The following is a 9150-nucleotide window of genomic DNA, read 5'->3' as shown; positions in this document are numbered from 1 at the left end:
CTGATCACCTGGTTGACGGCTGACTCGACAAAACCTGAGGCAATGGGCTTGCCATGTCGATAGCGGTCACCGTAGTTCACGATGAAGTGCCGGTTGTTGTCCAAGTAGACAATGAACTCCTCGAGCTTGCCAAGGAGTTTGGCCTCCTCGGGGCTGGCCTCAGCGTCCAGATCCCAGCCCAGGCTTTCCAGTCGGCGCAACGCCGGATAGGGGCAGCCGTGCCACAGGTGCCACTTGGAGCTATGCAGCGCCTTGATCAATTCCGCGTTGCTGGGGCCGTCGCTGTGGGCCGGCCGGCCCTTGATCATCTGTGCGAGGTTCTGTACCCGCATGGCGATGTGGAACCAATCGAGAACGTACTCACCGCGGTCACCAAAACCGAGCTGGGCAAACCGTACGGTATCCCCGCCGTCCGACAGAAAGGTCACCGGCTGACTGGGTTGCACACCCTCACGAAGAAGGAAATTCCACATACGATCGGCCGGTCGGCGCTCCAGTTTATGCACGTAGGCAAAACTATGCCCGCCATCCTGATCCCGCAGGGACTTTCCGACGATCACTTCAAACCAGCCATCCTGGCGGCGCCGGTGGCCGGCCCGCCGAAGGTAGCCGCCGTCAATGCCGACCGCGCGGATCGGACTGGGCTCCGGGATCTCGGACGAACCGACGCTCGCGGTCACCTCCGCCTGCTGCCGGGCGTCGGTGGCCTGTTCCGCTTCCAGCCGGCGACCGAGCGTGGTGACCTGGCGCCGGATTGAGGTGGCTGCCAGTACATGATCGAGCGGCAATACCTCTTGAAGGACGTTGACGGTCAGACCATACGACATCAACGCCGCAAACTTGACCTCGAGATACTGCAGTTCTGGACTGACCCGCTCAGGCAGACAGCGGGCGACCGGGCTGAAGCTACCTGCGTCGCCCTGGCACCGCCGGCAGGGATACAGCCTCGGACTGTCAATCGACAGTCGCCCGAACGCGCTCCGGAAAACCAAGTAATGGTGGCCCTTGCAAGCCAGCTGCGCCCCGCACGTGGGACAAACGCTGGTCCGGGCAACTGCCTCCGCAACCTGTGCCGTGACCATCGTGCGCTGCAGCCGACCCAGCAATGATTTCGCCTCCTCCAGATGCAGGCCCAGCGAGCCCACATCAAGGCCATCTCTCTCGAGCTGGGCTATTTCGGTGACGGTGGCTGGCGCGCCTCCATCGTCCTGCACTACGAGTAGCAAGCTGATACGCATGGCCGCCGTCCTCCCTTGGAGGCTGCGGCGACCAGTCTACCCCTCGAGCTGTCGCAACCGATCATTGACGGTCTGACGGTCAAAGCGACGATCCAGCCAAGTCAGCCACCGGTCGACCGCGTCGCGTAGGTCTTCCAACACGATAGGCCCTTCGCGCAGCGACTCGATCCAATCGACGAACTCATATTCACTGTGTTCGCCCCTGGCCTCCAGATACCTCTCGATCCCGCCAATGTCCTCGGGCGGACATGGCCCGCAACCCGCCACGCAACGGGGCAGCCGACCAGGATGTTCCCGCAGCATACGCCGCTCCATCCGTATCTCGTGGCGCCACCACGCGTTGAAGTCATACACATAGACGAAGCCTTCGTGTTCGCGGAGATGAAACGCGGTCAGCGGCAGTTCGTTTGCCACTGTGCAGAACTGCAAGATGCCCTCATGAGCTTCGCCGTAACGTCTGCCACGAATGCTGAACTCGTGCAGATGTTCGTCGGCCCAGCCCATGACGACTTGGATGACATTTCGCCCGAGGGTCAAGTGCTCGGGAACGAGGACGCGCCGCCAAACCGGCGGGCTCAGGCCGCGCAGAGCAATTCGAAGTTGAAGGACGGAGATCGCCGGCCCAGGATCGGAAGCCATGCGCGCATTGTAGGTGCCTCATTGGCCTCTCGGCAGCGGTCCTGTGGTTTGCCCCCGATTTGGCGCGCTCTCGTCAGCACCGGCTGCGCAACGTCTTGCTTCGGGGCCACGCATGCGCTAAGTTGACCTGTATCAACTTTTCCCCGCTGCAGAAGCGCATCATTGTGCATTGCCGCACGCGCGGCGCCTGGTGTGGGCATCACGGTGAAAACGGCAGCAAGGGCACGGGCGGCTTGAGGATGATCGCATGACCGGAGCAAGGACAGCGCCAGTGGCGCATCGCCGGACGGCCATGCCGGCACGGTTGGGGGCCACGTGCCCGCATGGACCGGCTCCGCCCGCACATGGAGGCTGCCGGTGAGCGCGAGCCGGGGCGTGGTTGCTGCGGTGCGCGGCAGCGTCGTCGACGTGCGCTTCGAGGCGGGGCTGCCGCCGATTCGCACCTTGCTGCGTACCGGCGTGGATGGCCGGATCGCCATCGAAGTCCTGGCGCAGCGGGATGCGCGGCATGTGCGCTGCATCGCGCTGACCTCCACCCAGGGGCTGGCGCGAGGCATGGCGGTGCAGGACACCGGTGGGCCGTTGCAGGCGCCGGTGGGCGCCAGCATCCTGTCGCGCATGTTCGACGTGTTCGGCCAGCCCATCGACCGGTTGCCGGCGCCGCAGCATGTCCAGTGGCGTTCGGTGCACCGGGCGCCGCCGCCCCTGTCTCAGCGCTCCACGCAGTCGATGGTGTTCGAGACCGGCATCAAGGCGATCGACGTGCTGCTGCCGCTCGAAACCGGAGGCAAGGCAGGCCTGTTTGGCGGCGCGGGCGTGGGCAAGACGGTGCTGCTCACCGAGCTGATCCACAACATGGTCGGGCATCACCGGGGCGTGAGCATCTTCTGCGGCATCGGCGAGCGCTGCCGCGAGGGCGAGGAGCTTTACCACGACATGCGCGAGGCCGGCGTCCTGCAGGACATGGTCATGGTCTTCGGCCAGATGAACGAGCCCCCGGGCGCGCGCTTCCGGGTTGGCCATGCGGCGCTGACGATGGCCGAGTACTTCCGCGACGATGAGCACCGCGACGTCCTGCTGCTGATCGACAATATCTTCCGCTTTATCCAGGCCGGATCGGAGATCTCGGGCCTGATGGGGCAGATGCCGTCGCGGCTGGGCTACCAGCCGACCATGGGCACCGAACTGTCTGGGCTGGAGGAGCGCATCGCCAACACCGACACCGGTGCCATCACCTCGATCCAGGCGGTCTACGTGCCTGCGGACGATTTCACCGACCCGGCAGCGGTGCATACCTTCTCGCACCTGTCGGCGTCCATCGTGCTATCGCGCAAGCGCGCAAGCGAGGGCCTCTACCCGGCCGTCGACCCGCTGCAATCGAATTCCAGGATGGCCACGCCCGGCATCGTCGGCGCGCGCCACTATCGCCTGGCGCAGGATATCCGCCGCACGCTGGCCCAGTACGCGGAACTCAAGGACATCATCGCCATGCTGGGGCTGGAACAGCTCTCCCCCGCCGACCGCGACGTCGTCGCCCGCGCCCGCCGCCTGGAGCGTTTCCTGACCCAGCCGTTCTTCACCACGGAGCAGTTCACCGGCATCAAGGGCAGGACAGTCAGCCTGGCGGATTCGCTCGATGGGTGCGAGCGCATTCTGCGCGACGAGTTCAAGGACTACCCCGAAAGCGCGCTCTACATGATCGGGCCGATAGCCGAAGCGAGGGGCAAGCCCGCGCCCGTGGCGCCAGAACCAGCAGAGGAGAGCCATGCCGCCGGATCACATGCTTCTTGAAATACTGCTGCCCTTCCGGGTCTTCCTGCGCAAGCGCGAGGTGTTGCGCATCGTGGCGGAGACCGCCGGGGGGGCGTTCGGCATGCTGCCGCATCGCCTCGATTGCGTCGCGGCGCTCGCGCCCGGCATCCTGGCCTTTGAAACGCCGGCCGATGGCGAAGTGTTTATCGCGGTCGATGAGGGCGTGCTGGTCAAGACCGGCCTCGATGTGCGCGTGTCGGTGCGCCGCGCCATGGCAGGCGCCGACCTGGCCACGCTGCGCGACACCGTGGAGCGCGAGTTCCTGGCCCAGGACGAGCAGGCGCGCAGCCTGCGCACGGTCATGGCTAAGCTGGAGACGGGCTTTCTTGCCCGCTTCGCCAAGCTTCACAAGCCGTCGCCATGACCGTGCCACCGCCCGGCGGACAGCCGAAGCCCGAGCCCACGCTGGCAGGCAAAGTGGGCGCCAAGGCGCAGCGCAAGCTCAGGGCGCGGCGCCAGGGCGTGCCGGGGGTCTGGTTCGGGCTGGGCATGATGGGGCTGGTCGGCTGGTCGGTGGTTGTGCCGACGCTACTCGGCGCGGCGCTGGGCATCTGGCTGGACAAGCACTATCCGGGCCGGCACGTGTGGACGCTGGCGCTGCTGGTGGCCGGCCTGGTGCTCGGCTGCTTCAATGCGTGGCACTGGGTCGCCAAGGAGGACCGCGCCATGCGGCGGGACCAGGGCCAGAACGAGGAGGAGAAAGACGATGCGAATACATGACGTGGCGGCATTGCTGCTTGCGGCCCTCGTGGGTGGCGCACTCGGAGGCTTCTTTTTCGGCGGCCTGTGGTGGACGGTCCGCCGGACGCTTTCATCCGGAAAGTCGGCCCTATGGCTGCTGGGCAGCCTGCTGCTGCGCATGGGCGTCACGCTGCTCGGCTTCTACGCCGTCGGCGCGGGGCAATGGGAGCGGATGGCTGCCTGCCTGGCTGGTTTCGCAGTGGCACGCCTGGCGGTGACATGGATGACGGGGCGATGGGCGGACCACCGCCGCACCCCGGCGCCTCGGGAGACGGGCCATGCGCCTCAGCCCTGACCAGTGGATCTTCTGGCAGCACGGCTTCGTCAAGCTCAACGGCACGATCCTTTTCACCTGGGTGCTGATGGGGGTGCTGACCCTGGGCTCCTGGCTGGTCACGCGCCGGCTCTCGTCCGGCCACCGCCGCTCGCGCTGGCAGAACCTGCTTGAAATTATCGTGACCGGGATCGCGCAGCAGATCGCGGAAGTCGGCCTGCGCCAGCCGCGCAAGTATCTCGGTTTCCTGGGCACCCTGTTCCTGTTCGTCGCCGCGGCCAGCCTGTTTACCATCGTTCCCGGCTACGAGCCGCCCACCGGATCGCTGTCGACCACGCTGGCGCTGGCGTTGTGCGTGTTCGTGGCGGTGCCGCTGTACGGCATCCGCGACCAGGGGCTGCGCGGCTACCTGAAGTCCTACCTCGAGCCGACCTTGATGATGCTGCCGTTCAACATCATCAGCGAACTGTCGCGCACGCTGGCGCTGGCTGTTCGCCTGTTCGGCAATATGATGAGCGGAGCCATGATCATCGCCATTCTGGTGACGATCACGCCGTTCCTGTTTCCCATCGTGATGACCGCGCTCGGCCTGCTTACCGGCATGGTGCAGGCTTATATCTTCAGCATCCTGGCCGCGGTCTATCTCGCGGCGGCCACGCATAGCGGCAAGGCGGAGCCAGGCCTGCCGATCGAAAAAACACCCTGAACCCGACCAAGGAACCATCCCATGGACAGCCTGACAATCATCGCGGTGGCATCGATCGCCATGGCCGGCCTCTGCACCGGCTTCGGCTGCATGGGGCCCGCGCTCGCGGAAGGCCGGGCGGTAGCGACAGCGCTGACGTCGCTGGCGCAGCAGCCCGATGCATCGGCCACGATCACGCGCACGCTCTTTGTCGGCCTGGCGATGATTGAGTCGACGGCGATCTACTGCTTCGTCGTCTCGATGATCCTGATCTTTGCCAACCCCTTCTGGAACGCCGCCATCGCCCGCGCGGTGGCCAGGTAAGCCATGCTGATCGACTGGTTCACCGTTGGCGCGCAGGCGCTCAACTTCGTCATCCTCGTCTGGCTGCTGAAGCGCTTTCTTTACCAGCCCGTGCTTGACGCCATCGACGCCCGCGAGGGCAGGATCGCCAGGCAGATCGCCGATGCCAGCGCCAGGGAGGCCGAGGCGCGCAAGCAAGGCGAGGCGTTCCAGCAGAAGACCGATGCGTTCGAGCGCGAGCGCGCTGCGCTGCTGGCACAGGCGGCTGGCGATGCCGAGACACAGCGCCGGCAATTGCTTGAAGCCGCGCGCCAGGCAGCGGACGCGCTTGCAACGAAACGGCAGGAAGCGCTGCGCAGCGAATCCGGTCAACTGACGCAGGCGCTCGGCGACCTGGCGCGGCGCGAGGTGTTTGCCGTCGCCCGCCGGGCGCTCGCGGACCTGGCCTCGGCGAGTCTCGAAGAACGCGTGGCCGACGTCTTCATCCGCCGCCTGCGTGCGCTCGACGAACCGGCGAGAGCTAGTCTTGCGGCCGCCTTCAGGCGGCCGGCGGCGCACGCGGTGGTGCGCAGTGCGTTCGCGCTGCCTGCCGCACAGCGCGCCGCCATCCAGGCGGCGGCGGATGAAATCCTGAGCACCGCCATCCCCTTGCAGTTCGACACGGCTCCGGAACTGGTAAGCGGCATCGAACTAATCGTCGGCGGCCAGAAGCTGGCCTGGAGCATCGATCGCTATCTCGGCTCGCTGGAGCATGCCGTGAGCGAACTGCTGAGCCCGGAGAACGCGGCGATGCATGCCGGGCCCGAGCCGGAATCCGCGCCACAGGCCGCGCCGAAGCCAGCGCCGAAGCCCGAGGCCAGCCAGCCATGACCTTCGCGCTTACCCCGCCGCAAACCGCCATCGAACGGGCATTCGCCGCCATGGGCGAGGCGCGCAGCCGGTTCGTGCCGGCACTGGCAGCGCAGGAGGTGGGCACGATCGTCAGCGTGGCCACGGGCGTCGCGCAAGTCTCCGGCCTGCCTGGCATCGGCTATGACGAGCTAGTGCGCTTTCCCGGCGACGTGTACGGCATCGCGTTCAATGTCGATGAAGGCGAGGTCGGCGTGGTGCTGCTCGACGACTACTGGCGGCTGCGGGCCGGCGACCAGGTCGAGCGCACGGGCCGAGTGATGGACGTGCCCGTGGGCAAGACGCTGCTCGGGCGCGTGATCGATCCGCTGGGCCGGCCGCTCGATGGCCTCGGGCCGCTCGCGGCCAGCGCGCGGTTGCCGATCGAGCGCCCGGCCGCGCCCATCATGGAGCGCGCGGCGGTCACGGTGCCGCTGCAGACCGGCGTGAAAGTCATCGATGCGCTGATCCCCATCGGGCGCGGCCAGCGCGAGCTGATCCTGGGGGACCGCCAGACCGGCAAGACCGCGATCGCCATCGATACCATTCTGAACCAGCGCGGCCAGGACGTCGTGTGCGTGTATTGCGCCATCGGCCAGCGCGCCTCGGCCGTCGCCAAGGCGGTGGCGACCCTGCGCGCCAAGGGGGCGATGGACTATACCGTCGTGGTCGTCACCGAAGGCAACCAGCCACCGGGGCTGGCCTATATCGCGCCGTATGCCGCCACCAGCATCGCCGAGCACTTCATGGAGGCCGGGCGGGACGTACTGATCGTCTATGACGACCTCACCCAGCACGCCCGTGCCTACCGCGAGCTTTCGCTGCTGCTGCGCCGCCCGCCCGGCCGCGAGGCTTTCCCGGGGGACATCTTTTATATCCATTCGCGGCTGCTGGAGCGGGCCACGCACCTCGCCGCCGAGCGCGGTGGCGGCTCGATTACCGCGCTGCCGATCATCGAGACCGAGGCGCAGGACATGTCGGCTTACATCCCGACCAACCTGATCTCGATCACCGACGGCCAGGTCTATCTGTCGCCTACGCTGTTCGAGCTTGGCGTGCTGCCCGCGGTGGATGTCGGCAAGTCGGTGTCGCGCGTGGGCGGCAAGGCGCAGCGGGGCAGCTTTCGCGCCGTGGCCGGCGATCTCAAGCTCGCCTACGCGCAGTTCGAGGAACTCGAGACGTTTTCCCGTTTCGGCGCCCGGCTCGATGACGACAGCCGCCAGTCCATCGCGCACGGTCAGCGCATTCGCGCCTGCCTGATGCAGCCCGAATCGGACCCGGTCCCGGTGCCAGCGCAGATCGCCATCCTGAGCGCGCTGACCGCGCGGCTGTTCGATGCCATGCCGCTGGACCGGATGCAGGACGCGCAGCTTGCAGCGCGCGCCGCGGCGGTGAGCATCCCGCCCGCGATATCCGCCCGCTTCGAGGCCGCGGGCAAGCCGGACGAGGCCGATGGCCAGGCAGTTACCGCGATCGTCCGCGCCGCCCTTGCGCAGTTCCAGGCCGGTGCTGATACCGGGGCCGGGCTCGAAGCGCGGGCACATTCTCCGGCAGAGGGGGGGAGGCAATGAGCGACTCGGCCGCCACGCTGCGGCACCAGATCGGCAGCGCCACGCATCTGCAAACCGTTGTTCGCACCATGCGCGCGTTGGCCGCCTCCAGCATCAGCCAGTACGAACAGTCCGTGCTGGCGCTGGCCGACTACCGCCGCGCGGTGAGCCTGGGTCTTTGGGCATGCCTGCGTACGCTGGCGCCGGCCGGTTTAACGCCGGGGGAAAGCAAGCCTGCCTCAACGGGAGCGGTCGGCGCCATCGTGTTCGGCTCCGACCAGGGGCTGGTGGGCCAGTTCAATGAGGTGATCGTCGACCATGCGCTCAAAGCGCTCCTGGCCATGCCCGGAAAGCGAGAGGTCTGGGCCGTCGGCGAGCGGGTGCGGGCACGCCTGGCCAGCGCCGGCGTGACCGTGGCCGGCACCTATGCGGTGCCCGGCTCGGTCGAGGCCATTGCCCCGCTGGTCGACCGGCTGCAGCTCGATACGGAAACACACCCGAGCCAGGCCGCGCAGCCCCGTATCTACGTCTTCTACAACCAGCCAAGGCCGGGCGCCCTCTACCAGCCGGTTGAGCAGCGCCTGTTGCCGCTTGACGCGCAATGGCTGGCCGGGTTGCTGGCACAGCGCTGGCCAACGCCGAACCCGCCGGAAGTGATCGGGGGTGGCACCGCCACGATGCGCGCGTTGATCCGCGAGCACCTTTTTATCTCGCTGTTCAGCGCCTGCGCCGAATCGCTGGCGAGCGAGAACGCCAGCCGCCTAGCGGCGATGGAGCGGGCCGACAAGAACATCGACGAACTGCTCGCCAGCCTTCGCGGCCGGTTTCATAACGAGCGGCAAAGCGCGATCGACGAGGAGCTGTTCGATGTGACGGCGGGGTACGAGGCGCTGTCGGAGGATGACATTGGCTGAATGGCGCCATCACGAAGCGGTAGTCCTGGGAGACCGCGCCAAAGCGGGGGCTGAGATCAGTCTTCGCTCAAGAGCAGATGTTCGTGCGTCCAGGCCATGACTACCT

At 67.0% G+C, this 9150-nt stretch carries 11 protein-coding genes; 9 read left to right on the top strand and 2 right to left on the bottom strand.

Going from position 1 to position 9150, the window contains the following annotated elements; translation table 11 throughout:
* Positions 1 to 1238 (bottom strand): ISKra4 family transposase (locus AC1DO7_RS19185; RefSeq protein ID WP_477116446.1); only part of this gene is annotated, 1238 nt, incomplete at its 3' end.
* 36 nt (positions 1239 to 1274) lie between these two features.
* On the bottom strand, positions 1275 to 1877 hold the full coding sequence (locus AC1DO7_RS19180; protein ID WP_441622568.1) for a plasmid pRiA4b ORF-3 family protein: 603 nt from the start codon (positions 1875 to 1877) through the stop codon (positions 1275 to 1277).
* 357 nt (positions 1878 to 2234) lie between these two features.
* Between AC1DO7_RS19180 and atpD the strand changes: the two genes are divergently transcribed.
* The 9 genes from atpD to AC1DO7_RS19135 are packed head-to-tail and all read left to right on the top strand — an operon-like array spanning position 2235 to position 9044.
* A complete protein-coding gene (atpD, locus tag AC1DO7_RS19175) occupies positions 2235 to 3668 on the top strand; it encodes a F0F1 ATP synthase subunit beta (RefSeq protein WP_441622566.1) in 1434 nt (477 codons plus the stop codon).
* The gene (locus AC1DO7_RS19170) at positions 3658 to 4053 is read left to right on the top strand and encodes a F0F1 ATP synthase subunit epsilon (protein ID WP_441622564.1); all 396 of its coding nucleotides are present in this window, start codon (positions 3658 to 3660) and stop codon (positions 4051 to 4053) included. Before atpD ends, AC1DO7_RS19170 begins: the two co-directional genes overlap by 11 nt.
* Positions 4050 to 4409 carry an AtpZ/AtpI family protein gene (locus AC1DO7_RS19165; protein ID WP_441622562.1) on the top strand — a complete coding sequence of 120 codons (360 nt, stop codon included), beginning with the start codon at positions 4050 to 4052 and terminating at the stop codon, positions 4407 to 4409. The genes AC1DO7_RS19170 and AC1DO7_RS19165 overlap by 4 nt, the downstream gene beginning before the upstream one ends.
* Complete coding sequence (locus AC1DO7_RS19160; RefSeq protein ID WP_441622560.1) at positions 4396 to 4725, top strand: N-ATPase subunit AtpR; 330 nt, start codon at positions 4396 to 4398, stop codon at positions 4723 to 4725. The genes AC1DO7_RS19165 and AC1DO7_RS19160 overlap by 14 nt, the downstream gene beginning before the upstream one ends.
* Positions 4709 to 5410, top strand: coding sequence for a F0F1 ATP synthase subunit A (locus AC1DO7_RS19155; protein ID WP_441622558.1), 702 nt, complete (start codon positions 4709 to 4711; stop codon positions 5408 to 5410). The genes AC1DO7_RS19160 and AC1DO7_RS19155 overlap by 17 nt, the downstream gene beginning before the upstream one ends.
* Before the next feature lie 21 nt (positions 5411 to 5431).
* Entirely contained in the window at positions 5432 to 5713 is a 282-nt protein-coding gene (locus AC1DO7_RS19150) for a F0F1 ATP synthase subunit C (protein ID WP_150990106.1), read from the top strand.
* A gap of 3 nt (positions 5714 to 5716) precedes the next feature.
* The gene (locus AC1DO7_RS19145; RefSeq protein WP_441622556.1) at positions 5717 to 6562 is read left to right on the top strand and encodes a F0F1 ATP synthase subunit delta; all 846 of its coding nucleotides are present in this window, start codon (positions 5717 to 5719) and stop codon (positions 6560 to 6562) included.
* A complete protein-coding gene (locus tag AC1DO7_RS19140) occupies positions 6559 to 8151 on the top strand; it encodes an alternate F1F0 ATPase, F1 subunit alpha (RefSeq protein ID WP_441650244.1) in 1593 nt (530 codons plus the stop codon). The genes AC1DO7_RS19145 and AC1DO7_RS19140 overlap by 4 nt, the downstream gene beginning before the upstream one ends.
* Positions 8148 to 9044 (top strand): F0F1 ATP synthase subunit gamma, encoded by an 897-nt coding sequence (locus tag AC1DO7_RS19135; RefSeq protein WP_441622552.1) that lies wholly within the window; start codon positions 8148 to 8150, stop codon positions 9042 to 9044. The genes AC1DO7_RS19140 and AC1DO7_RS19135 overlap by 4 nt, the downstream gene beginning before the upstream one ends.
* Positions 9045 to 9150 lie beyond the last annotated feature (106 nt).

The sequence above is a fragment of the Cupriavidus sp. 05N40 genome, assembly GCF_056397305.1.
Note: the sequence above shows the minus strand (reverse complement) of the source record. Positions and strands in the feature narration are given on the sequence as shown.

Coding starts and splice junctions, on each gene's coding strand:
- AC1DO7_RS19180 (WP_441622568.1), bottom strand. CDS start 1,877: ATGGCTTCCGATCCTGGGCCGGCGATCTCCGTCCTTCAACTTCGAATT.
- AC1DO7_RS19170 (WP_441622564.1), top strand. CDS start 3,658: ATGCTTCTTGAAATACTGCTGCCCTTCCGGGTCTTCCTGCGCAAGCGC.
- AC1DO7_RS19165 (WP_441622562.1), top strand. CDS start 4,050: ATGACCGTGCCACCGCCCGGCGGACAGCCGAAGCCCGAGCCCACGCTG.
- AC1DO7_RS19160 (WP_441622560.1), top strand. CDS start 4,396: ATGCGAATACATGACGTGGCGGCATTGCTGCTTGCGGCCCTCGTGGGT.
- AC1DO7_RS19155 (WP_441622558.1), top strand. CDS start 4,709: ATGCGCCTCAGCCCTGACCAGTGGATCTTCTGGCAGCACGGCTTCGTC.
- AC1DO7_RS19150 (WP_150990106.1), top strand. CDS start 5,432: ATGGACAGCCTGACAATCATCGCGGTGGCATCGATCGCCATGGCCGGC.
- AC1DO7_RS19145 (WP_441622556.1), top strand. CDS start 5,717: ATGCTGATCGACTGGTTCACCGTTGGCGCGCAGGCGCTCAACTTCGTC.
- AC1DO7_RS19140 (WP_441650244.1), top strand. CDS start 6,559: ATGACCTTCGCGCTTACCCCGCCGCAAACCGCCATCGAACGGGCATTC.
- AC1DO7_RS19135 (WP_441622552.1), top strand. CDS start 8,148: ATGAGCGACTCGGCCGCCACGCTGCGGCACCAGATCGGCAGCGCCACG.